The organism is Enterobacter sp. SA197 (genome assembly GCF_054131575.1).
Window position 1 is genome coordinate 1,677,411 of record NZ_CP096393.1, and the last position, 24,158, is coordinate 1,701,568.

At 53.3% G+C, this 24,158-nt stretch carries 23 protein-coding genes; 12 read left to right on the plus strand and 11 right to left on the minus strand.

Going from position 1 to position 24,158, the window contains the following annotated elements; genetic code table 11:
- Window positions 1-17: 17 nt before the first annotated feature.
- Complete coding sequence (ybiB, locus tag M1D91_RS07680; protein ID WP_437430996.1) at window positions 18-980, plus strand: DNA-binding protein YbiB; 963 nt, start codon at window positions 18-20, stop codon at window positions 978-980.
- Window positions 981-1,100: 120 nt separating this feature from the next.
- On the opposite strand, the gene ybiJ is transcribed toward ybiB, so the two are convergent.
- The 3 genes from ybiJ to M1D91_RS07695 all read right to left on the minus strand — a co-directional run bounded on the left by ybiJ (window position 1,101) and on the right by M1D91_RS07695 (window position 2,643).
- The gene (gene ybiJ, locus M1D91_RS07685; protein WP_437430997.1) at window positions 1,101-1,361 is read right to left on the minus strand and encodes a DUF1471 family protein YbiJ; all 261 of its coding nucleotides are present in this window, start codon (window positions 1,359-1,361) and stop codon (window positions 1,101-1,103) included.
- Window positions 1,362-1,646: 285 nt separating this feature from the next.
- The gene (locus M1D91_RS07690; protein ID WP_437431033.1) at window positions 1,647-1,913 is read right to left on the minus strand and encodes a DksA/TraR family C4-type zinc finger protein; all 267 of its coding nucleotides are present in this window, start codon (window positions 1,911-1,913) and stop codon (window positions 1,647-1,649) included.
- 115 nt (window positions 1,914-2,028) lie between these two features.
- Window positions 2,029-2,643, minus strand: coding sequence for a flavin reductase family protein (locus M1D91_RS07695; RefSeq protein ID WP_437430998.1), 615 nt, complete (start codon window positions 2,641-2,643; stop codon window positions 2,029-2,031).
- 95 nt (window positions 2,644-2,738) lie between these two features.
- On the opposite strand from M1D91_RS07695, the gene rlmF reads away from it, so the two are divergent.
- Window positions 2,739-3,674 carry a 23S rRNA (adenine(1618)-N(6))-methyltransferase RlmF gene (gene rlmF / locus M1D91_RS07700; RefSeq protein ID WP_437430999.1) on the plus strand — a complete coding sequence of 312 codons (936 nt, stop codon included), beginning with the start codon at window positions 2,739-2,741 and terminating at the stop codon, window positions 3,672-3,674.
- On the opposite strand, the gene ybiO is transcribed toward rlmF, so the two are convergent.
- From ybiO to rhtA, 6 genes are all read right to left on the minus strand, one after another.
- Window positions 3,664-5,895: a mechanosensitive channel protein gene (ybiO, locus tag M1D91_RS07705; protein ID WP_437431000.1), complete on the minus strand. Its 2,232-nt coding sequence runs from the start codon at window positions 5,893-5,895 to the stop codon at window positions 3,664-3,666. The genes rlmF and ybiO overlap by 11 nt on opposite strands.
- A 127-nt stretch (window positions 5,896-6,022) precedes the next feature.
- Window positions 6,023-6,745, minus strand: a complete 723-nt coding sequence (gene glnQ, locus M1D91_RS07710; protein WP_437431001.1) for a glutamine ABC transporter ATP-binding protein GlnQ — start codon at window positions 6,743-6,745, stop codon at window positions 6,023-6,025.
- Window positions 6,742-7,401, minus strand: a complete 660-nt coding sequence (gene glnP, locus M1D91_RS07715; protein WP_437431002.1) for a glutamine ABC transporter permease GlnP — start codon at window positions 7,399-7,401, stop codon at window positions 6,742-6,744. Before glnP ends, glnQ begins: the two co-directional genes overlap by 4 nt.
- A gap of 136 nt (window positions 7,402-7,537) precedes the next feature.
- Window positions 7,538-8,281 (minus strand): glutamine ABC transporter substrate-binding protein GlnH, encoded by a 744-nt coding sequence (glnH, locus tag M1D91_RS07720; RefSeq protein ID WP_437431003.1) that lies wholly within the window; start codon window positions 8,279-8,281, stop codon window positions 7,538-7,540.
- A 372-nt stretch (window positions 8,282-8,653) separates the two neighbouring features.
- Window positions 8,654-9,157 carry a DNA starvation/stationary phase protection protein Dps gene (dps, locus tag M1D91_RS07725; RefSeq protein WP_437431004.1) on the minus strand — a complete coding sequence of 168 codons (504 nt, stop codon included), beginning with the start codon at window positions 9,155-9,157 and terminating at the stop codon, window positions 8,654-8,656.
- Window positions 9,158-9,462: 305 nt separating this feature from the next.
- Window positions 9,463-10,350, minus strand: a complete 888-nt coding sequence (gene rhtA / locus M1D91_RS07730) for a threonine/homoserine exporter RhtA (RefSeq protein ID WP_437431005.1) — start codon at window positions 10,348-10,350, stop codon at window positions 9,463-9,465.
- A 353-nt stretch (window positions 10,351-10,703) separates the two neighbouring features.
- Here rhtA and ompX point away from each other — a divergent pair, with 353 nt between their 5' ends.
- Window positions 10,704-11,216 carry an outer membrane protein OmpX gene (gene ompX, locus M1D91_RS07735; RefSeq protein WP_437431006.1) on the plus strand — a complete coding sequence of 171 codons (513 nt, stop codon included), beginning with the start codon at window positions 10,704-10,706 and terminating at the stop codon, window positions 11,214-11,216.
- Between the two features lie 62 nt (window positions 11,217-11,278).
- On the opposite strand, the gene M1D91_RS07740 is transcribed toward ompX, so the two are convergent.
- Complete coding sequence (locus M1D91_RS07740; protein ID WP_437431007.1) at window positions 11,279-12,862, minus strand: phosphoethanolamine transferase; 1,584 nt, start codon at window positions 12,860-12,862, stop codon at window positions 11,279-11,281.
- A gap of 276 nt (window positions 12,863-13,138) precedes the next feature.
- Window positions 13,139-13,267: a manganase accumulation protein MntS gene (gene mntS / locus M1D91_RS07745; RefSeq protein ID WP_437431008.1), complete on the minus strand. Its 129-nt coding sequence runs from the start codon at window positions 13,265-13,267 to the stop codon at window positions 13,139-13,141.
- 192 nt (window positions 13,268-13,459) lie between these two features.
- Between mntS and mntR the strand changes: the two genes are divergently transcribed.
- The 9 genes from mntR (at window position 13,460) to M1D91_RS07790 (ending at window position 24,125) form a co-directional block, all read left to right on the plus strand.
- Window positions 13,460-13,930, plus strand: a complete 471-nt coding sequence (mntR, locus tag M1D91_RS07750; RefSeq protein WP_437431009.1) for a manganese-binding transcriptional regulator MntR — start codon at window positions 13,460-13,462, stop codon at window positions 13,928-13,930.
- Window positions 13,927-15,036, plus strand: a complete 1,110-nt coding sequence (locus M1D91_RS07755; protein WP_437431010.1) for an anion transporter — start codon at window positions 13,927-13,929, stop codon at window positions 15,034-15,036. The genes mntR and M1D91_RS07755 overlap by 4 nt, the downstream gene beginning before the upstream one ends.
- A gap of 100 nt (window positions 15,037-15,136) precedes the next feature.
- Entirely contained in the window at window positions 15,137-16,234 is a 1,098-nt protein-coding gene (locus tag M1D91_RS07760) for an HlyD family secretion protein (RefSeq protein WP_437431011.1), read from the plus strand.
- Window positions 16,231-17,802 carry a DHA2 family efflux MFS transporter permease subunit gene (locus M1D91_RS07765; protein WP_437431012.1) on the plus strand — a complete coding sequence of 524 codons (1,572 nt, stop codon included), beginning with the start codon at window positions 16,231-16,233 and terminating at the stop codon, window positions 17,800-17,802. The genes M1D91_RS07760 and M1D91_RS07765 overlap by 4 nt, the downstream gene beginning before the upstream one ends.
- 1 nt (window position 17,803) lies before the next feature.
- A complete protein-coding gene (locus tag M1D91_RS07770) occupies window positions 17,804-19,327 on the plus strand; it encodes an efflux transporter outer membrane subunit (RefSeq protein ID WP_437431013.1) in 1,524 nt (507 codons plus the stop codon).
- Window positions 19,328-19,430: 103 nt separating this feature from the next.
- Window positions 19,431-20,468 carry an aldo/keto reductase gene (locus tag M1D91_RS07775; protein ID WP_437431014.1) on the plus strand — a complete coding sequence of 346 codons (1,038 nt, stop codon included), beginning with the start codon at window positions 19,431-19,433 and terminating at the stop codon, window positions 20,466-20,468.
- 192 nt (window positions 20,469-20,660) lie between these two features.
- The gene (locus tag M1D91_RS07780; protein ID WP_437431015.1) at window positions 20,661-22,037 is read left to right on the plus strand and encodes a glycoside hydrolase family 1 protein; all 1,377 of its coding nucleotides are present in this window, start codon (window positions 20,661-20,663) and stop codon (window positions 22,035-22,037) included.
- 33 nt (window positions 22,038-22,070) lie between these two features.
- The gene (locus M1D91_RS07785) at window positions 22,071-23,393 is read left to right on the plus strand and encodes a PTS sugar transporter subunit IIC (RefSeq protein WP_437431016.1); all 1,323 of its coding nucleotides are present in this window, start codon (window positions 22,071-22,073) and stop codon (window positions 23,391-23,393) included.
- Window positions 23,394-23,408: 15 nt separating this feature from the next.
- Window positions 23,409-24,125, plus strand: a complete 717-nt coding sequence (locus M1D91_RS07790) for a GntR family transcriptional regulator (RefSeq protein WP_437431017.1) — start codon at window positions 23,409-23,411, stop codon at window positions 24,123-24,125.
- The last annotated feature ends 33 nt before the right edge of the window (window positions 24,126-24,158 follow it).

Here is a 24,158-nt window from a genome sequence, read left to right on the forward strand (position 1 = left end):
GTCAGTGAGGAGTGTCGATGGATTACCGCAAGATCATCAAAGAGATTGGTCGGGGAAAAAACCATGCCCGCGATCTGGATTTTGACACCGCCCGTGGGCTGTATTCCCGGATGTTAAGTGGTGATGTCCCGGATCTTGAACTGGGTGGTATCCTGCTGGCCCTGCGAATAAAAGGGGAAGGCGAAGCAGAAATGCTGGGGTTTTACGAGGCCATGCAGCAGCAGACCCTACGCCTGACGCCACCGGTCGCGAAACCGATGCCGATTGTCATACCCAGCTATAACGGTGCGCGTAAGCAGGCAAACCTGACGCCGCTGCTGGCGATCCTGCTCAATAAACTGGGTTTCCCGGTTGTGGTTCACGGCGTAAGCATCGATCCGACCCGGGTAGTCAGCGAAACCATTTTCGCTATGCTCGGGATTGAAGCTACACATCATGCCGGGCAGGCACAGGCAAAACTGGAAGGTCAAAAGCCTGTGTTTATACCCGTGAGCGCGCTGTGCCCACCGCTGGAAAAACAGCTCTCTCTGCGCTGGGTGATGGGTGTCCGTAACAGCGCCCATACGCTCGCGAAACTGGCGACGCCCTTTGAGAAGGACGCTGCACTTCGCCTCTCCAGTGTTTCTCACCCGGAGTATATTCCACGCGTCGGTAAGTTTTTTGCCGACATTGGCGGCCGTGGTTTGCTGATGCATGGAACGGAAGGCGAAGTGTACGCCAACCCACAGCGTTGTCCGCAAATCACGCTCATCGACGCGCAGGGCACGCGTGTGCTCTTTGAACGTCAGGATGCCCCGACGCAAGCGGTTTTACCCTCAGCAAAAGACCCCGAAACCACAGCGCGCTGGATTGAGCACTGCCTGTGCGGGCGTGAACCGATACCGGAATCCTTAAAGATTCAGATGGCGTGCTGTCTGGTGGCGACGGGTGAGTGCAGTTCACTGGAAGCCGCGCACTCGCGCATTGCAAGCCACTTCTGATCGACAGGCAAAAAAAAGCCCGTCTCATCACTGGACGGGCTAAAAAGGGTAATAACAACAGGGTCAATGAGGGGTGGAGCATCCGTCAGAGGGTTAGTCTACGGGGTACATCAATTTAGGTTACTTGTAGATAACTGCAGTGCCGCTCAGTTTGTTGCTGGTGTTGGCAGAGGTGATGCTATAACCCGTTGCGCCAGCAGCAGCAGCTTTTTCAGCCAGTTGTGCTTCCAGACCATCCAGAGTGGTAGCGCCTTCGGCGGAAACGACACCGATTTTATTCATGTTCTGGGCCTGCGCCGGGTTAATCGCCTCTGCGGCGAAAGCACCGAAGGACAGAGTAGAAAGGGCGATGGCAGCAACAGCATATTTGATGGTTTTCATAGTTAATCTCTCGCAGGTTATTCTGTTCAGGGGACGTTCTTCCGTCGATGTGATAAGTATCACGGTTTTTTACGAGAGAGAAAATCTAAGAGAATTGACGGCCTTGTTTAAAAAAATTGAATAACTTTTAACGTGTTGATTTATCTGTTAATAATTAAAAAGCAGCGCTTTTTTTGCCGCTTCGTCTGACGGGGTTAAAGGGTTAGGCACAGAATGCTACTTTTTATCGGCATAAATGTGCGCGCAAGCGAAACCGCTTGCGCTGCATAAATCGGTAAAACAGAGTCAACGAAGCTGGCTGTCTTTGGAACCTCTGCGATTATATCCTGCATGTGTCGAGTTTTGTAAATCTTTCTGCTGCTGACACTGAAGACAGAATCGTACCCCCGGAATCGCTTTACGCCGTGCATCAGGAATAGGTTCTCCGCACTCGGCGCACTCTTTAAGGCTTTCACCTTTAGGCAGGTCGTTACGCGCCCGCGCTACTGCATCTTCAATAGTGCTGTCGATCTGATCCTGTACTGCACCGTCATTTGCCCAACCGGAAGCCATCGTCTTCACCTCGGTGTTGATCATTCATAAGATCAATATTGCGTATTATTTCGCCATTTCAAGCCCCGGAGATAAAAAACCCGCAGCGAGTGCGGGTAAGCGCAACGCGAAAGAATTAGCGGTCGTCGGGGCGACGCATATCGAAACGCTGCGCATCCGTAATGGTGTAATAGGCTGTCGGGCCACCGGCCCGCAAAATGGGCTGCGCTTTTGCCGTCTGGTATATACCCTCTTCTAACAATGATTCATCAATATGGATGGCAACCGCTTCACCCAAAACCAGCCAACTGTCCAGCTCGTCACCATTGGCCTTTGTCAGTTGAATACACTGGGAGAGCCGGCACTCGAAATGGACGGGGCTTTCTGCCACGCGCGGGGCTTTAACGAGATGACTGGCAAGGGGTGTTAACCCGCCAAAAGCGAACTCATCCTCGCCGGGGGCGAGTGAGGCGGAGGTTTCATTCATTCGCTCTGCTAACGCACGGGTTGCCAGATTCCAGACAAAGACTTTCGTCTCAACTATGTTTCGCACGCTGTCTTTCCAGCCGCTACTGGCGAAACCAATAATCGGCGGGCGATAATTGAAGCAGTTAAAGAAGCTGTAGGGCGCAAGATTCTGCTGACCACTACTGTTTAACGATGAGATCCAACCGATGGGGCGAGGGCCAATAATCGCATTAAGCGGGTCATGGGGCAGACCGTGTCCCTTTGTAGGTTCGTAAAAATACATGGTGCGTTCCTGACAGCTGAGAGTTTCTTTAACCTCACTTATTTACCCTGCCGCCGTCAACGGGTATCTTACGCCGCTGCCAACAGGAGAATGCCATGAATGCCCAGAAGCCGGGGTTACACCCACGTAACCGCCACCACAGCCGCTATGACCTCGACACGCTTTGCGAGAAAACACCCTCATTGCGTGAATTTATTACCACCAGTCCGGCGGGGGAGGCCACAGTAAACTTTGCCGACCCGCAGGCGGTCAAAACGCTAAATAAGGCGCTACTGGCACATTTTTATGGCGTTAACGAGTGGGACATCCCGGCGGGCTTTTTGTGCCCACCTGTACCAGGTCGTGCGGATTATATACACCATCTGGCAGATCTGCTGGCAGAGAACAATGAAGGCAAGGTGCCTGCTCAGGCCACTATTCTGGACGTCGGCACCGGCGCGAACTGCATCTATCCCCTGATAGGCGTTCATGAATATGGCTGGCGTTTTACCGGCAGTGAAGTGAGCCAGGAAGCGTTGACCAGTGCGCTTGCCATCGTTAACGCTAACTCAGGGCTGACCCGTGCCATTCGTCTGCGTCGTCAGAAAGATCCCGCGCTGATTTTGCCGGGCATTATCCATAAAAATGAGTGCTTCGACGCCACTCTCTGTAACCCTCCATTTCATAACAGCGCCGAAGCCGCTGCTGAAGGGGGGGAGCGTAAGCGCCGTAATCTGGGGCTGGCAAAAGACAGCGAAGCCAACTTTGGCGGTCAGCAGCAGGAATTGTGGTGTGAAGGTGGGGAAGTGGCCTTCATCAGTAAAATGATTGATGAAAGTAAACAGTTTGCGCGGCAGGTGATGTGGTTCAGCTCGCTGGTTTCCCGTGGCGATAACCTTCCGCTGCTCTATCGCGCGTTGACGCAGGCGGGGGCGGTTAAGGTTGTGAAAAAAGAGATGGCGCAAGGCCAGAAGCAAAGCCGGTTTATCGCCTGGACCTTTATGGACGACGCCCAGCGTAAACGCTGGGCGCAGACCCGTTTTAAAGGGTAGGTGGGGCGGGGGGCTGTGGCATAAGGGCCTGCGGCTGGCTGCCCGGCGACGGCAGCACCTGATAGGTCTGCACTGGCGGGCGCACGTCCGCCAGGTCAAAGTGCTTTTTCACCATACTGTCGAGCGCAAAACGCACCGTCCACTGCTTGAGTGGCAATGTGGTGAAGGTGACACGGATGGTAAAGGCGGTGTTAGTCAGCCCCACGATGCCCACAAAAGACGGCTCGCCGATGATGAGCCCCCGAATATCCTGCATCTCCATCAGCTCCGCGACGGCATCCGCCAGCGCTTTCTTCGCTTTGTCCGCATCCTCATGACGATCCACATCGTAGTTGGCCACCACCGACCCGATTCCCCGCACAAAGTTGGCGAAGGTGGTTATCGATGACCAGGGAATGATGTGATAGGCCCCGGTATCCTGACGCACCCCCACTGACCGAATCGACATACGTTCAACAGTCCCGGTTAGCGGGCCAATAGTGACCAGATCCCCCGTATTCATGCCGTTTTCGAACTGAATAAATATCCCTGTAATGATGTCCTTTACCAGCGTCTGGGAACCAAAGGAGATGGCCAGGCCCAGAGCGCCAGCACCAGCCAGCAATGGGGCAATGTTAACGCCAATTTCCGACAGAACAATCATGATGGTAATGGTACTGATAACCACCGCCAGCGCATTACGAAACAGCGTCAGGAGCGTGCGGGTTCGTGCGCTGGGAAGCGAGCGACCATGAATGTCCAGCGCCAGACGGTTCTCAATGATGCTTGCCAGCAGCGTCCAGCCTACTGCCGAGAAGAACAGAATGAGGGCAATGCGGATAAGGATATCCACCGCTTTTTCCCCGGCGCCATAAGTCAGCCAGTACCAGAAATCAAACAGCCCCCAGGCGTTGAGCAACAACAGCACCGTGGCGCACACTACCAGGATACGCGCAACTTTCAGCGAGGATGAGAGCCAGCCGTTGAGGCGCTTCTGGAGCTCCGGATAGTTGCGCTGGGTTTCCGGTGAGAGGGTGATGGTTTTATTTATCCAGCGGGAAAGCATGCCGGAAAGAAAGGCGGCAATACTCAGAATCGCGAGGCTGCTCACTGAGGCGCCCATCATAAATTTCAGGCTGTTACCCGGATCGAACAGGGAGAAGAAGAACAACACAATGAAATAGGCGCTGGCCAGCCAGTGCCACACCAGCGCGAAGGCGCGGATAAACAGGCTGAAAAAAGCTAACGACCGATCGGCAAGTGTGTGCAGGTTTTTTTGAATCACCTTTTTATTGTGGAAGATAAGATAGAGCGCCCAGATGGTTATGCACAGCATGATAATGACGTTAGCCAGTGCACCCACCTGCACGTTGACCTGATTTGAGATGATGGGTACAGCCACCAGCAGGCCATAGCCAATCAGGCTGCTTAATGCGCTCAGGCGTAAATGCCAGTAGCGCGCGGTTTCATCGGCAATGCGAAAAGGGCGCAGATCGGGGATGCGGGGGCAAAAGACCAGTCTGAGAATCGCTTTAAAAAATTCAATCAGCGCGAAAGCGTTGAGAAACAGGCTTTGCTGAAACGCGATAGTACGATTACCGTTATTGAGATTCGTACTGAGGAGCTGTCCGACAAACAGCGTCAGGGCCAGCAGCATCATATCAATGATAAACGCCCCGATAATCATCGACGGCAGCTGGAGCCAGTTGCTTCGTTCGCGGTTTTTATGTCGGCCCCACTGACCCATTTTTCGGTACAACGGCATCACGCTAAAGCGCACCAGAAACCAGAAGGCGAAGACCAGGGCTGCCAGCAGTAAAAAGTAAGTCGCCGCATTGTAAAAGGTGTGTGGATTAAAGGCTTTATGGGGAGAACCGGTGATATTGCGATAGAGCTGGGCAAAGCGCTCAGAAAAGGCGTCGCCATAGTATCCGCTGACTTCGGTAATCTTCTCCAGCACAGTTTTTTCTTCGGTTATCGCCGGTGGCGTAATAAGCGGAACGGGGTCCTGCGGGGGCGTGGTGGCGACCTTACGCAGTTGATCGATCAGTTCCTTTCGGGATTGCTCATTATCAAGTACGTCGGCAAGGGCAGCATAGGCCGCTTTTTTCTGTTCGACGTCCGGTTCTTGTGTGCTGGTCGTGGGGGTTGAAGGGGCTGCGCCCGTGGTCACCCCCGGTATAGCAACCGCCTGAACTGATGAGCAGAACAAGCTGGCGAGCAACAACAGGATCCACGGCACGGCATTCTCCGATGAAAAAAAGTAGCAAAATGATAAGTATAGATGGCAAGCGGAGGAAAGGAGATTTTGGGAACATTCTGGCGTAAAAAAGCCGGGCGAACCCGGCTGGTCATGTCATGCGCCAGAATCAGGAGACGTGTTGCAGGAACTCCTGCAGACGTGGACTCGGCGGATTTTCAATCAGGGTCTGCGGATTACCATCTTCAGCAATGCGACCTTTATCGATAAAGATCAGGCGGGAAGCTACTTTCTCAGCAAAACCGATTTCATGGGTCACGATAACCATCGTCATTCCCTCTTCGGCCAGATCCTGCATGACTTTCAGGACTTCATGGCGCAGTTCCGGGTCAAGCGCAGAGGTCGGCTCATCGAACAGCATCATTTTCGGTTTTACTGCCAGTGCACGGGCAATGGCCACACGCTGCTGTTGACCGCCGGAAAGTTCAGACGGGTAGTGATGCGCGCGCTCTGCCAGGCCAACTTTTGCCAGCAGCGATTTCGCCAGCGTTTCGGCATCCGCTTTTTTCGTGCCGCGCACGCGCAGCGGACCAAACATCACGTTTTCCAGCGCGGTCAGATGCGGAAAGAGATAGAACTGCTGGAACACCATGCCCGCTTCCTGGCGGATCAGGCGGTCGTCAACCTTCGGATCATTGACCTTCAAACCATCGACAATCAGTTCGCCGCTGGTTATCTCTTCAAGTTTGTTGATACAGCGCAGCAGGGTGGATTTACCGGAGCCGGAGGGACCGATAATCACGACGACTTCGCCCTGAGTGATGTTCAGGTCGATATTGTGCAGCACCTGAGTTTGCCCAAAGTGCTTGGATACGTTCTTAAATTCAATCACAGGATTTTCATCCTTCTTTCAAGGCGGCGCAGAACAAAGCTCAGAACCAGCGTAATAATCAAATAAACAACGGCAACGGCGCTCCAGATTTCCAGGGCGCGGAAGTTACCGGCGATGATCTCCTGGCCCTGGCGGGTCAGCTCGGCCACGCCAATAACGATAAATAGCGAGGTGTCTTTAATACTGATGATCCACTGATTCCCCAGCGGCGGCAGCATACGACGCAGCGCCAGCGGCAGAATAACGTGACGAATGGTCTCACCGCGGGACAACCCCAGCGCCAGACCGGCCTCACGAAAACCTTTGTGGATGGAGAGTACAGCACCGCGGGTGATTTCCGCGATGTAGGCGCCTGAGTTGATCATGATCGTGACCACCGCAGCGCTGAAAGGGTCGATACGCAGATCGTTGAATGCCATCGGCAGGGCGAAGTAAATAAACATCACCTGCACAACGATAGGGGTACCGCGAATAACTTCAATAAAAACAAGCGCAATATGGTTGGCAATCCAACCGCCAAAGGTGCGTGCGAAACCTGCCGCTAAACCAATAATCAGGCCGCCAATTAAGCCAAGGACCGAGATCCAAAGCGTCATTTTTGCACCTTCAATCAGAAGCGGAATGGCGGGCCAGATGGCACTCCAGTCAAACTGCATGATGAATTCCTGTAAACCGTGGTGGAGATATACAAATACCCATAGTACCGGAACGTCGGCCTACGGGTTATAAATCTGCTTTTGTATGCCCGGTAAACATCAGATTACCGGGCAAAAAAACAGCGAAAAAATAGTTTTATTTAGGTTCGGTACCGAACCATTTTTTATAGATTTCGTTATAAGTACCGTTGTCGCGTAAGGTTTTCAGTGCGCCATTCACTTTAGTACGCAGGTCATCGCTGCCTTTCGGGAAAGCAATCCCGTACTGCTGAGCTTCAAGAGAGTCACCCACAGCTTTGAACTGACCCTTACCGGCGGTCTTAATGAAATAGAGGATGTTTGGCGTATCATGCAGAACCGCATCAGCACGGTTGGTGCCAAGCTCCATATACGCATTATCGATATTCGGGAACTGACGCAGGTCTTTGGTTTTAATGTTGGCCTTCGCATAATCTACGGAGCCAGTACCGCTTTTGACCGCAACCACTTTACCATCAAGATCTTTTACGCTTTTTACGTCGTTGTTACTGCTTTTCACCATCACCAGCAGGCCGCTTTTGTAGTAGCCGTCAGAGAAATCGATCGCTTTTTTGCGTTCGTCAGTAATGGTGATACCGGCCAGCGCCAGGTCAACGTTCTTGGTCTGCAGTGCCGGGATGATGCCGCTGAAGTCCATTGGTTTCAGCTCATAATCAAGCTTCAGTTCTTTTGCAACGGCGGCCCACAAATCGACGTCAAAACCGACGTACTTGTCACCTTGTTTGAATTCGAAAGGAACGAATGCGGTGTCAGTCGCAACAACTAATTTTTCTGCGGCCTGGGAAGATACAGCGAAAGCAAGAGCGAGTGTAGCCAGGGAAAGTTTGAATACAGACTTCATAGTTTTTCCTTTTATATCCACGGGGCAATCCCCTGCGAGAACGTACGCAGTATGAAAAAATCGTGCCAGGTTTACAACCCGTTGTTTTGTAAAGAGGCGGGATTCTCAACGTGCACGATGGCGCGCGCATTACCGGCGTTTTGCACCAAATTGGGGCTTTATTATGGTGCGTGCGCAATGCATGCACAGATTACTAGCAATTTAGCGCGGAAATTCGCCAGTAAACAATCTTTTCATAACAATTTTGTGAAGTGATGATAACAAGATGGGCGTGATTAGCGGGACAGATAATTTTTTTTGCACTTTTATGGTGCAGGGGAATAAAAAACCCCTTTGCGCGGGCGCAAAGGGGTCAGAATCACAGCTTATGGATTACTCGATGTTAGATTCGATAAACCACAGGAACTGATCGAGGTCGCGTGAGGCAGCGGTGAAGATATCGGCAGTATCTTCATCTTTCGCTTCGCCGATAGCTTTACGCACATCATTAGCGACGACTGCGTAACGGTCAGCCAGCTCTTTCAGGTGATCCTGTACGCTGTGAATATCCAGCGGGTAGCTCTTCAGCGCGGTTTTGCTGTTGATGACCTGAGTGGTCCCGAGCGCAACACCACCTAACTGTACGGCACGCTCTGCCATGGTATCCAGATGATTCACCAGGGCGGTGCGGAAACCATCAAGCATTTCGTGAACGGCGATAAAATTCGCCCCGCGCATGTTCCAGTGCGCCTGTTTAGTGATCAGGGAGAGATCAATGAACTGGACCACCTGGCGATTCAGCACCTCAATGGTTGCCTTCTTCTCGCTGTCCGGTACATCGTTGCGGGTATAAAGCAGATTAGACGCTTTCGTTTTAACCAGTTTAGCGGTACTCATAATCTCATATCCTCTTGATGTTTGTGTCCCAGGTAATGACTGGAACTAAGTATAGCACCAGATTTCAGAGTGATAATTTGGATATGCCTATCGGTTTGATAGCATCGGTTAAAATTTAACGCATTTGTGGCTGAATAATAATTATTATCACGGCTGAGGCCGTTTAATAATTATCGACAAAACGAAAGCGCCTGTAACGATATATAAATCTTACGGCTAAAGGCACAAATAATAGAGGGGAAATGAGAGTGGTAAAGTGCATGGTTATTCAGTCTGAGCTCAACAACCATGCGCAAGAATAATAATTATCCGATCTCTACTTTCTTTATTTCGCTCTCTTTGCGGATGGTAAGCGTCGAACCGATGGAGGCGATAACAATACACATAAGTGCCATAATTTGCTGAAAATTAAGCGTTTCGCCTAAGAAAACCATGCCGGACATTGCCGCCAGCGCAGGTTCCATACTCATTAGTGTCCCGAAGGTGCGGGTTGGAATCCGGGTCAGAGCGATCATTTCCAGTGAATAGGGCAGGGCGGTTGATAATATGGCAACGGCAATACCCAGCGGGAGCACTGACCAGTGCCATAATAACTCTCCAGCCTGGATAATTCCTAAAGGAACAAAAACAATGGCCGCTATTAATGAACCAAGGGCGACAGTCGCAGGCCCGTGATCTTCTCCTGCTTTCTGTCCGCTAATAATATATACCGCCCAGCAGGCCCCCGCGCTTAATGCAAATGCGGCCCCGGTGAGATCCACATGGGCGACATCGTCACCTAATGGTAATAAATACCATAGCCCCACAACGGCCAGGATAACCCATAAAAAATCAATGGCCCGGCGGGAGCCAAAAAGGGCCACTGATAGCGGGCCGACGAACTCCAGTGCTACCGCTATGCCTAACGGAACGGTTTGAATGGAAAGATAGAAGAGATAATTCATCGCCCCCAGCGACAGACCGTAAAAAAGCAGGGGCAGCCGCTGTTCACGGGTGAATCGTAAGCGCCAGGGCTTGAATATTACGATCAAAATCAGAGTACCCAGTGCAATGCGCAGCGCCGTTACACCGGGTGCGCCAACCAGCGGAAACAGTGATTTTGCCAGTGACGCGCCCCCCTGAATGGAACACATCGCCACCAGCAGCACGATTACAGGCAGCCATACCGGCATTTTACGAGACGTACCAGGCATCCTTTCTCCCGTCAATTTTTGTCAAAAGAAGTAAAAGAACGAGTCTACTTTAAATAGACCCGGCTGGTTGAGGGTTTGTTGAAAATCCGTCGCGCAAACCAGGTAGAATAGGGCGCATCTGCTGGTTAATTAAGCTATTCGATTAGGATTAATCTGGATGAATATGCCATGGTGGAACCTTCATAATGGCAGGTAGTATGGCAAAACGGCTGTTTAATGAAAGAGTTAGTCAACAGAGGAAATGTTCTGTTACAGGAAAAGCGTCATTAGACATCGTTAATGCCAAAGAGTTTCTTAACATTTTTTGATATATTTAAAACTTAGGATTTACTTGAAGCACATTTGAGGTGGTTATGAAAAAAATTGCATGTCTTTCAGCACTGGCCGCTGTTCTGGCCGTTTCCGTAGGTACTGCTTCCGCTGCAACTTCTACCGTTACCGGTGGTTATGCTCAGAGCGACGCGCAGGGCGTACAAAACAAAATGAACGGTTTCAACCTGAAATACCGTTATGAAGATGATAGCAGCCCGCTGGGTGTGATTGGTTCTTTCACTTACACTGAGAAAGATCGTTTCGAAGACGGCACTTACAATAAAGGTCAGTACTACGGTGTTACCGCAGGCCCGGCATTCCGTCTGAACGACTGGGCAAGCATCTACGGTGTTGTAGGTGTTGGCTACGGTAAATTCCAGCAGTCTGAAGACCAGCTCAAAACTGCAAGCAACAGCGACTACGGTTTCTCCTACGGCGCAGGTATGCAGTTCAACCCAATGGAAAACGTTGCCCTGGACTTCTCCTACGAGCAGTCTCGTATTCGTAACGTTGATGTTGGCACCTGGATCGCAGGCGTCGGCTACCGTTTCTAAGACGGTAACGATAAAAAATCCGCCTACGGGCGGATTTTTTTTATCTGCAATAAACGCACATCTTAGCGATTACGCGGTTCGAAAATATCCGTCGCAAGCTGGCTGTAGTCAATTTTCTGTAACTTAAAATTGGTAACGTAGACTGGCCCGGCTTTTTTCTCAGACATAAACGGGTACGAATTTTTTATCTCTTTCGCGCTAATACCTGTCCACTGCGAGAAGAAGCTCAGGAAATCGTTAGCCGAACGCCGCGCGTTAATCACCCGATGCGTTTTATCATCGCTCGAAATCACCATGAAAGGCACCTGGAAGTTCTGCTGGAACTTGTCGTCATGTGCCAGATATTGCACCTCTTTTCCCCGCTCTCTGAAGGTCAATCCATGATCGGAAAAATAGGTGATGGAGAAGCTCTCTCCGCTGCTATTTAACTGCGAATAAAGTTTGCCAAGCAGCTCATCCGTTGCGGTGATGGAATAGAGATAGCACGAGGTCTCCTTCGACTGCACGAACTCGTTATATTTATCCCCTGAACGTTCACAGGTTGAGGGGTGCGACCCCATCAGGTGCAGAACAATCAGCTGCGGCTGGGTACGGTGAGTTGAGAGCACCTGCGATGTCATTTTAAGTAAATCTTCGTCGCGGGTATTTTTATCAGCTTCAAAATCGCCCTTTTTCAGGAACTGCACTTCGTCGGCGCGCTTCGCGATACTGGCAATGGCGGTATCATACTCGCCGATCTGCCCCTGGTTTGAAAACCACCAGGTCTGAAAACCGGCACGGTTCGCCAGGGTGACGAAATTGTTCTGGTATTCCGGCTTGCCGTTTACAACGCGGTTCAGGGTCAATCCCAACGATTTTTGCGTTGACCCACTTGCGGAAATGTAATCCATAAAGAAGGTGCCGTTAGCCTGACTGGCAAAAGGGGAGTTATTCCAGTGCCCACCAAACGCCCCGACGGCATCGCGGCGTACGCTTTCACCAATGACAACCACATAGGTATGGTATCGGGTTTTTACCGCCGTCACGTTCCAGGAGTCTTTCATGTTGGCAAGCTGGGCCATGCTGGCCTGCTCATCAATCACGCCCTGATTGTTGACCACCACGTCGCGGACGAAGCGCAGCACCGGAATCCCGGTATCGCGAAGATGCACGTCATACCCGCGGAAATAATTTTGCACCGGCCCCACAAAATAGCAGCCAACGCAGAAGAGGGCTGCAAGGGTATCCCATTTGGTCCAGGCGGGCTTAGGTTCCGCTTTGCGGCGAAATGACACCACGCCAAGCGCGAAAATGAGTAAGCCGATAGCGTAGTGATACCAGGGAAAAATCTTCAGGATTTCCGTCGACTCTTCCATATTGGTGGAGTGCAATGCCAGCAGGGTATTAAAGTTCGGCGCGCCATAGGCCTGACCAAACGGATAATATGAGGCCGCAACCAGTGAAAAAATCCCGATGAGCACTTTTTGCGTACGCGGCGCATGGCGCCACATAACCCACATAAAGGCGGTAAGCACCACAGCATAAAGCACGCTGAATTCATAACCGAGCGCGTGATTTATCAGAATGGATTGTAAAAAGTAGAAGCCCGTCCACGGGCTTAACGCCTGTCCACGGGAGACAAGAGGTTCTTTAATTATCAGGCTCATAGTCACTATCACGAAAACGCCATGTGAACACCCTGGCGTAAGGGTCAATACCTGCCGGACAGTGCGTGGAGAGGGGAGTGGTCCACTTCTGCGAGCCGCAAGTTGTGCAGGGCTGCGCAAAGATAAATTGAGCGGCGGAGAAGGTCAACACCCGCTAAGGGATTGTTTTGGGAGGAACGCTGCAAATTGCAAAAATAAGGGAGACTGAGGGTCGGTCAGGCCAAATATAACGAGGGATTATGACAAAAAAATGAAGCGGCGTACCGCGACGCCGCCTTAATGAGAAGATTTTTCGTCTGATTTTGGTTTGCCGCTGATGATGTCACACAACATGTTAAGCAGCAGCAAACGTACTTTAAAGGGGGAGTGACTGAACACGTTCATGCACCTCTTGAATTCATTCATGATGACCTCCTGACGTTCACGTTCAGCGCGGTTTGACCTTGTCGCAGTGAACGTTATACATACAGATATAGCACAGGCTATATTGTATAGCTACGGCTAATACGTTAATTTTTTGTGCTGCTTCACGATTGGTTTACAATGAGCCCTCTCTTTTATGGCGCGAATGTCGCGTTACACCCCAGAGGAAGCACAATGAACCGTCGCGCAGGTAAGCAAACTATAAAAAAAGTGACGCTGGTGAATGTTGAAGAGCATGTCGAAGGGTTTCGTCAGGTACGTGAAGCGCACCGGCGTGAACTGATTGATGATTATGTCGAACTAATTTCTGATTTAATTCATGAAGTAGGGGAAGCCCGTCAGGTGGATATGGCGGCACGTCTTGGGGTTTCACAGCCCACTGTCGCAAAAATGTTAAAGCGTCTGGCAACGGTAGGGCTGATTGAACAGATCCCCTGGCGCGGCGTTTTTCTGACCCCCGAAGGCGAAAAACTGGCGCAGGCCAGCCGCGAGCGTCATCAGATAGTGGAAAGTTTCTTGCTGGTGCTGGGCGTTAGCCCGGAGATCGCACGCCGCGATGCGGAAGGTATGGAGCACCATGTCAGTGAAGAGACGCTGGAGCGCTTTCGCCTCTTTACCCAACAACGCGGGCTACCCACCGAATGAACCTGCCGCTTTTCCACGCGCTAAAGCGGGATCGCTTCTTACAACTTTTACTCCTTTTGGGAACAGGTCTGTGCGTTGTGGTTCCCTTTGCGCCTGGTACCTGGCCTGCCGCCATTGACTGGCACACCATTATTACGCTGAGCGGGCTGATGCTTCTTACCAAAGGCGTGGAGCTAAGCGGCTATTTTGATCTCCTGGGGCGCAGAATGGTGCGCCGCTTTCGTACCGAACGGCAGCTGGCTATGTTTATGGTGCTGGCGGCCGCGTTGTTATCTACCTTCCTTACCAACGACGTGGCACTGTTTATTGTGGTGCCCCTGACCATTACCCTTAAAAGGCTCTGCGAGATCCCGGTCAACCGACTGATCATTTTCGAAGCACTGGCCGTTAATGCCGGTTCACTGCTGACTCCTGTAGGAAACCCGCAAAATATCCTGTTATGGGGGCGCTCCGGCAGTTCGTTTCTGGCGTTTATCGGGCAAATGGCCCCTCTGGCGCTGGCCATGATGATATCGCTTCTTATCTTTTGCTGGTTCTGTTTTCCCAAAAACGCGCTTCGCTATCATAGCGGGACCACCACGCCCGACTGGCAACCACGACTGGTCTGGGCTTGCCTGGGCTTTTATATCGTCTTCATTACCGCGCTGGAGCTGAAGCTTGAGCTATGGGGGCTGGCAGCGGTGGCGATCGGGTTTCTTCTCTTTGCGCGCCGGGTAGTGGTGAGCGTGGACTGGACGCTATTACTGGTCTTCATGGCGATGTTTATTGATGTGCATTTGCTCACTCAACTGCCGGTTTTGCATGACCTGCTCAGTGCGACACGTGAGCTTTCTGCGCCCGGTTTGTGGTTTACGGCCATCGGACTATCGCAATTTATCAGCAACGTGCCGGCGACTATCCTGCTCCTTAATTATGTCCAGCCGGATACGCTGCTTGCCTGGGCGGTAAACGTGGGGGGCTTTGGCCTATTGCCTGGCTCTCTGGCTAACCTGATCGCCCTGCGCATGGCTAACGACCGCCGTATCTGGTGGCGTTTTCACCTTTACTCCCTGCCAATGCTGCTCTGGGCAGCGCTCATCGGCTACGGGTTATTTCTTCTCAGATAGTGCTGATTTGTCAGTTTATCCTGGCAAATGTATAGCGAGCTTCTAACTTTAGTAAACGGCGTAACTATGACGCCGTTCACTGACAGGATTGTTGCGAGCTATGGCAGACACTACAACTTCGCCTGACAACGGGCAGGAAAAAGAAGAGAAAACCCCGCGCAAACGCCCCGGTAAAAAGCCACTGATTATATTGGGGGTAGTGGTGGTCGTGATGGTTATTGTTGCACTGGTCTGGTGGATGATGACCCGCAATCAGAAGACCACCGATGACGCCTTTACCGATGGCGATGCCGTAACCATTGCGCCAAAAGTCGCAGGCTATGTTACCGAGCTGCGGGTGAAAGATAACCAGCAGGTGAAGAAGGGTGACCTGCTGCTGGTGATTGACCCGCGTGATGCGGCGGCCCAGCGCGATCAGGCGCAGGCTCAACTGGGCCTTGCCGAGGCGCAGCTTCATCAGGCCGAGGCACAGCTTGCGCTTTCCAAAGTGCAATATCCCGCCCAACGCGATGAAGCACGCGCGCAGGTGCTGAAAGCGCAGGCTGATTTAGCCAATGCTCAGGCGGCTTATAAACGCCAGCGGGGCGTTGATCCCCGTGCTACCACACAACAGAACATCGACAGCGCCAATGCGCAGTTGCGTAGCGCCCAGGCCCAGCTCGCCAGCGCGCAGGCCCAACTTGAGGTGGCCGATCAGGTACAGCTTCAGATCCGCCAGCAGGAGACCAACGTTGAGGCCCGGCAGCGGCAGGTCGATCAGGCCAAAGCCCAGCTTGAAACCGCAAAGCTCAATCTTTCCTGGACCGAAGTTCGCGCACCTTTTGATGGTTATGTCACTAAACGCAACGTGCAGACCGGCACCCTGGTGCAGGCAGGCACCGCGCTCTTTTCCCTGGTCTCGCCACACATCTGGGTGACAGCGAACTTTAAAGAGTCGCAGCTTGAACGTATGCGCCCTGGCAATAAAGTCACCGTGAAGGTTGATGCATGGCCAGACATGGAGCTCGAAGGACATATTGACAGTATTCAGCAGGGCAGTGGTTCGAAGTTTTCCGCCTTCCCGTCGGAAAACGCCACCGGCAATTTCGTGAAGATTGTGCAGCGTGTGCCGGTGAAAATCGTTATCGATAAAGGTCTGGACACCAGCCGCCCCCTGCCGCTTGGCTTATCAGTTGAACCTAAGGTCACGCTGGAATGACCGATACCCATCATGAAAACTGGCGCCCGGCCAGTAATCCCTGGACGGTGGCATGGGTCGTGACGCTGGCGGTGTTTATGGAAATTCTCGACACCACCATCGTCAACGTTGCCCTGCCGCATGTCGCCGGTTCGCTGTCAGCAAGCTATGACGAATCGACATGGGTACTGACCAGCTACCTGGTCGCCAACGGGATTGTGCTGCCCATCTCTGCGTTTCTGAGCCGGGTATTTGGCCGCAAGCAGTTCTTTCTGATCTGTATTGTCATGTTTACCGTCTGCTCATTCTTATGCGGTATTGCCACCGAACTCTGGCAAATCATTCTGTTCCGCATTTTGCAGGGCTTTTTTGGCGGTGGGTTACAGCCCACGCAACAGTCAGTGCTGCTGGACTACTTTAAGCCAGAGGACAGGGGCAAAGCCTTTGGTCTCTCATCAATTGCTATCATTGTCGCGCCGGTGCTGGGGCCCACCCTTGGCGGCTGGATAACCGATAATTATTCGTGGCGCTGGGTCTTCTTTATAAACATCCCGGTTGGGATCGTCACGGTGTTAGCTATCTACCAGTTGCTGGAAGATCCGCCCTGGGAGCGAAAATCAGAAGAGAAGCTCTCCATTGACTGGGCGGGGATCAGCCTGATTGCACTGGGGCTGGGCTGCCTGCAGGTGATGCTCGATCGCGGGGAAGATGAGGACTGGTTTGCCTCCGACTTCACCCGTACCTTTGCGGTTCTGACGATGATTGGCATCATTGGTGCCATTTACTGGCTACTGTATGCCAAAAAGCCGGTGGTGGATCTGCGCTGTATGGCAGATAAAAACTTTGCCGTGTCCAGTCTGCTGATGGCGGGGATGGCCATGATCCTGTACGGCAGTTCGGTGGTTATTCCCCAACTCGCGCAGCAGGACCTGGGCTATACCGCCACCTGGTCCGGGCTGGTGCTCTCGCCGGGGGCGGTGCTTATTGTGCTGACGATCCCGCTGGTGCTTAAACTGATGCCCGTCGTGCAGACACGCTGGATAATCGCCTTTGGCTTTTTCTGCCTCGGGGCCTCCTTCTGGTGGTCGCGCACGCTCACGCCTGACATCGACTTTGAAACTCTGGTGCTGTTTCGTAGCGCGCAGTCGATAGGGCTCGGGTTCCTGTTTGTGCCGCTCACGACTATTGCCTTTATTACCATTCCACGGCAGCTCAACGCCGATGCGGCGGCGCTGTTTACCATGTTCCGTAACGTGGCGGGGTCGATAGGTATTTCGCTCTCTACGGCCGCCATTACCGAGCGCTCGCAGGCACACAGCGCGCATCTGTCAACCCATGCGTCGCCCCTGAATGAGCAGTTCCAGCTTGCGCTTCGCGAGTCGGCTGAAGCGATACGCAATTTCACCGCCATCACCGGCGATGCGATGAGTGCCGCAACCGGCCAGATGTACAAAATCATGATTGCGCAGTCGCGTTTTCTCGCCTATATCGACGTGTTTACGTTGCTCGCGGTGGTGGCGTTTTTACTGATTCCATTTTGTTTACTGCTTTCGCCCATCAAGAGCGAAGGCAGCGCAGGAGCACATTAATATGTCCAGGCGTGGTCTCTCTTTGATGATGTTGTCGCTCTTACTGGCAGGATGCGCGGTGGGGCCGGATTACCAGCAACCGAAGCCGCAAACCCCGGCACGCTGGAACGATCCGGGTGATAAAAGTGTGGCGTCGCAAACCGCCCCGCAGGCCGTCAACCCGCGCTGGTGGACAACCTTTAACTCCCCACAGCTGAACAGTCTGATTGACAGGGCTGTTGCCGGGAATCTGTCGCTCCAGCAGACGGTGCTACGTATCGCCGGGGCACGTGAACAGATTAATCAGGCAGGCGGCGCCTTTTTGCCAGCGGTCAATGGCAACCTGCAGGCGACCCGACAACAGCTTGGCCTGGAAGGGGAGCTGAAATCCCATGACGTCTATGGACAGCTCGATAACGTCGACCCGGAAATTTCCGGCGCGTTAGGGGCATTAACTCAGCCGGTCAATCTCTACCAGGGCAGCTTTGATGCCCAGTGGGAGCTCGACCTGTGGGGCAAAGTGCGCCGCCAGGTTGAGGCAAGCGAAGCGCAACAGCAGCAGGCCATTGAGCAGCGCAACGATGCCCTGGTCTCCCTGCAGGCGGAGGTGGCACGCGCCTGGCTGCAACTGCGTGGCGCGCAAAGTATCATCAAAACCCTGCAAACCCAGATTGATACCGCACAACAAACGTTTGAGTTGACGGAAAACCGCCAGCGCGGCGGATTGTCACCGCAATTAGATGTGGAAAATGCCCGTGCGCAGGTGGGCAATCTTGAAGCGCAGTTGCCGCAGTATCAGGCTCAGGAGCGCCAGGCAATGAACGCCCTGGCGGTGCTGCTGGGTAAACCGCCCGGTGCGCTCGACGGCGAATTGCGCGGTTCGCGGCCGCTGCCCGTTCTGCCAAAAATTGTGCAGACCGGTATTCCCTCCACGCTGGCGCGCCGCCGCCCGGATGTGCGGGAAGCCGAAGCGACCCTGCACGCGGCAACGGCACAGATAGGCGTCTCGGTAGCGCAGCTATTCCCGAGCCTCACGCTCAGCGGACAGTTTGGCCTGCGTAACAGCGAAACCGACTGGCTGACCGACTGGAGCAGCCACTTCTACAGTTTCGGCCCGCAAATCTCAATTCCGATTTTCCAGGGCGGACGGCTGGTCTCCAGCGTGAAGCTGGCCCGTGCTCAACAGGGCGCTGCGGTGCTTAACTACCGTCAGACGGTACTGGAAGCGCTGGGGGATGTGGAAAATGCCCTGGTCAGCTACCGCAGCGATCAGCAGCGGGAAGCGGGGCTTGATAAAACCATTGAAGCGCTGCAAAACGCCTTCAGTCTAGCCAGCGACAGCTATCGACAGGGGATCGCGACCTTTATTGATGTGCTGGATGCCCAGCGCCAACTGGCACAGGCTGAACAGCAGCGCGCCCAGGCACGGGTGCAAAGCAGCCTTGATCTGGTGGCCTTGTACAAAGCGCTGGGAGGCGGCTGGGAACCTTACCAGAACGTGCGACTGCCAGAGTATGACGTTTTCGGTGATGCGCCGCGCGGATAAGTTTCAGAGGTTCAGGCAAGAAACAGGCAGAAACCTCACATTCCGGCGCGCCGCGTTTTGCGTATAACTGTTTGCGTCAACCCACAATGAGAGGAGACGCGCCATGCGTTATCAAAAACTCGGCAATACCGGTCTGTTTGTATCTGAATTATGCCTTGGCACCATGACCTTTGGTGGTGAAAGCGGGATGTGGAGCAAAATCGGCCAGTTAGGCCAGTCGCAGGCAGACCAACTGGTGGGCAGCGCGCTGGATGAAGGCATTAATTTTATCGATACCGCGAACGTCTATTCTGAGGGCCGCTCGGAAGAGATAACAGGTCAGGCGCTGAAAAACCTGAAAATCCCCCGCGAGAACGTGGTGGTGGCGACCAAAGTGTTCGGTGAAACCGGGACGGCGGGGGTGAACTCGCGCGGCAGCTCGCGTTACCACATCATCGGCAGCGTGAAAGAGAGCCTGAAACGCCTGCAGCTCGATCATATCGATCTCTACCAGTTGCACGGTTTTGATCCGGCAACCCCAATGGAGGAGATGCTCTACGCGCTGGATAACCTCGTGCAGCACGGCCACGTGCGCTATATCGGCGTCTCCAACTGGGCAGCCTGGCAAATCACCAAAGCGCTGGGGATATCTGAGCGTCTTGGGCTGGCGCGTTTTGCCTCGCTGCAGGCTTATTACACCATCGCCGGACGTGACCTTGAGCGCGAACTGATGCCGATGATGCAGAGCGAAAACGTCGGTCTGATGGTCTGGAGCCCGCTGGCTGGTGGCCTGCTGAGCGGTAAATATGATCGCGACGGGCAGGGCGAAGCGGGCAGCCGCCGTCTCGAATTTGATTTCCCACCGGTGAATAAAGATCGCGCATTTGACTGCGTGGACGTGATGCGGGTCATTGCACAAGCCAAAGGGGTATCTGTGGCACAAATAGCGCTGGCCTGGTTGCTCCATCAGCCCGTCGTGAGCAGCGTGATCATTGGCGCGAAACGCCAGGAGCAGCTGATGGACAATATTGCGGCAACGCATATCCGCCTCACGGAAGAGGAGTTGCGCCAGCTTGATGCGGTGAGTGCCTTACCCCGTGAATACCCCGGCTGGATGCTGGAGCGTCAGGGCGAATACCGTCGCAATCAGTTAGCAAGCTAGTTCTCTTCTTTGCCTCACCCCGGTGATGCCTTTGGGCCACCGGGGTTTTCTTTTTTCTGCGTTTTGCCCCGTCCTGTTTTCTCCACCTTGCTCACAAAAAACGATCGTCGTCGTGGCCTGACTTTTCATATTTGTCTATATGACTAGTCATGAAATAGATATGACTTTACATGTGACCACGGAGATAACGAGATGACAAAAACACTACCGCCGGGCTTTTTATGGGGCAATTCGGTCTCCAGTATGCAGACCGAAGGGGCATGGAATGAGGGCGGAAAGGGGCCTTCAGTGTACGACATCCGCGAAGCCAGCGAGTTTGCCTCAGACTGGAAGGTTGCCACCGACTCTTACCACCGTTACACGGAAGATTTCGACTGCATGCAGGATCTGGGCATGAACTGCTACCGGTTCCAGATTTCATGGAGCCGCGTCTGCCCGAACGGTGACGGCGACTTTAATGAAGAAGGGATCGCGTTCTACGATCGTTTTATTGACGATCTGATTGCCCGTGGCATTGCGCCGATGATCTGCCTCTACCATTTCGATATGCCGCTGGCGCTTGCGGAAAAATATAACGGTTTTACCGATCGCCGCGTGCTGGATGCGTTTGTGCGTTACGGGCAAAAGATGATCGACTGCTTCGGCGACAAGGTGACCTGGTGGCTGACCTTTAACGAGCAGAACATCTACCACATGCCGGAAGCGTTCAAAGTCGGGGGCTATCTTAAGGGGGAGAAAACGCTGCGCGAGCTCTATCAGATTCAGCATCATGTGATGATGGCGCATGTGCAACTCACCCATTACCTGCACCAGACAAAACCGAAGGCGCTGATGGGCGGGATGCTCGCACATCAGTTGGTCTACCCGGCGACCTGCAAACCGCGTGATGTGTTCTGCGCCCAGCAGTATGACGAATTCCTCAATCAGAACCTGCTGCGCGTCTTTGCCGGCCAGGGCTACAGCCCGGCGGTGATGGCGGTGGTAGAACGCGAAGGTTTTAGCGATATCTATCGGGCTGAAGATTTAACGCTCATCAGCCAGGTGAAAAGTGATTATATGGCCTTCAGCTACTACGCCAGCAAGACGCTGGACAGCGACGCCATCTCCCCCGATGCGCCGGTCAATTATTATCTGCAACAGGGCGACGTGCCTAACCCGCATCTGAAGGCGACGGAGTGGGGCTGGCAGATCGATCCGCTCGGTTTTCGCGCCATCATCACCCGTTACTACAACGACTGGCGGCTGCCGGTGTTCCCGATTGAGAACGGTATCGGGGTGATTGAAAGCTGGGATGGTGTCAACCCGATTCAGGATGATTACCGCGTGGCCTATCACCGCGATCACCTGCAGGCCATGAAAGACGCCATCTTTGAAGACGGGGCGCAGGTGATTGGCTATCTCGGCTGGGGGCTTATCGATATTCTCAGCTCGCAGGGGGACATGCGTAAGCGCTACGGCGTGGTGTATGTAAACCGCGAAAACCACGATCTGAAAGACCTCAAGCGCATTCCAAAACAGAGCTACGCCTGGCTGAAACAGGTAATCCATACCAACGGTCGCGAGATGTAACGCGCCGCCGTAAGCCATTCACGGGAGACCATTATGTCTGACGCTAAACAGCCTGAAAATACGCCGTCCTTTGTCGACAGGTTTGTCGATTTTTCTGCACGCCTCGCAGGACAGGTGCACTTGCGATCGCTCAGAGATGCCTTCGCTGCCGTCATGCCGATATTTATTCTGGCCGGGCTTGCGGTGTTAGTAAATAACGTGGTCTTCCCGTGGATCCTGGAGGGTGAAACGCTGGCGCGTTTCAAAGTCTGGGGTGACGTCATTATCAATGGCACGCTCAATATCGCGGCCCTGCTGATTGCTCCCATGACCGCCTGGTCCCTGGCGCGCAATCGCAATTTCGATAACCCGGTGTCGGCGGTGGTCATTGCCTTATCGAGCTACATTATGATGATGCCAGTGACGCTTGAGGTCGTACCGGTTGGCGGCAACGCGGCGGTAACGGTAGGCCAGATGCTCTCGTTCGGCAACATAGGTTCGACCGGGATTTTCGCCGGGGTGATTATCGGCCTGCTCTCCACCGAGCTGTTTATTCGGATCGCGACGATTAAAAAGCTGAATATTTCCCTGGGGGAAAATGTGCCCCCGGCGGTCGGCCAGTCATTTTCGGCGCTGATCCCGACCATTATCACGCTGTCGACGTTCGCCATTGTGGCGGCGCTGCTGGCAAATGTGCTGCACACGGATTTGATTCATCTCATCACCACCTTGATTCAGCAACCGCTACGGCTCGTTAATACCAGTCTTCCGGGCACACTGTTTATTTATAGTTTTGGTAACTTCCTGTTTACGCTGGGTATCCATCAGTCAGTGGTCAACGGCGTGATTCTGGAACCTTTCCTCTTAATCAACACCAACGAGAATATGCTGGCCTTTGCTAACGGGCAGCCGATTCCGCATATCATCAACAATATCTTTGTGCCGACCTTCGGCATGATTGGCGGTACGGGCAGTACGCTCTCGTTGCTGATTGCTATCTTCATCTTCTCGAAGCAGAAAGCGGCCAATCAGGTGGCGCGGCTCTCTGTCTCCCCTGGGCTATTTAACATCAATGAACCAGTGATTTTTGGCCTGCCCATTGTCTTTAACCTGCCGCTGATGATCCCGTTTGTGCTGCTGCCGGCGATAGGTATTTACTTCGCCTGGCTGTGTACCACGCTCGGCTGGATGGCAAAATGTGTGGTGATGATCCCCTGGACCACGCCGCCTGTTCTGAGCGCATGGCTGGCCACGGCGGGGGACTGGAGGGCCGTGGTGGTGCAGTTGATAATCATCATCTTTGGTGTATTCTTCTACCTGCCTTTCCTCAAGATAGCCGAGAGAGTGGCCTTAAAAAACAACGGCATAACCGAATAATATGAAGGACAGGCAATGGCGGCGAAATACATACTTATCGCGCGGGAAATCAAACAGCGGATCCTCAGTCAGCGTTACAACGCCAGCGAACCGTTGCCTGACCAGTTTGCCCTTGCCGGGGAGTTTAATACCAGCCGGATGACTATTCAGCAGGCGATGCGCCAGTTGATTGTGGAGGGACTGGTCTATACCCGCCAGGGGCAGGGCACCTTTATTCGTAAAAACTTTCTGCAGCTCTCCCGTTGGGATTTACCAGGCAGTGATTACTATGGCGCGACCAAAACCTGGGAGCACGTCGGGCAGGTCACCAGTAAAATCATCCGCTTTGAGCTGCGCTTCCCGACGGAAAAAGAGCAGGCGTCGCTGCTGGTAGGGCCGGATGACCCGGTCTATGACTTTATCCGTCTGCGTCTGCTTGAGGGCGAACCCATGTCGCTGGAGTTTACCCTGATGCCGGTAAATCTGGTGCCGGGGCTTAATCGCTCCCATCTTGAGAGTTCTGTTTTCAGCTATGTGCAGGATGCCCTGGCGCTGAAAATCATGGGCTCATACCGCATAGTGCGCGCGCTCAAACCGGGTGAAGAGGACAGGCAGTATCTCAATTGCGATGAGACTGACCCGGTGCTGGAAGTGGAGCAGGTCATTTATCTGGAAGATGGCACGCCCCTGGAGTATGCACACTGCCATTACCGCTACGATCACGGTGGGGTGATTGTGGTGAATAACGGATAAAAAAAAGCGGGTCTGAGACCCGCTTTTTTATGG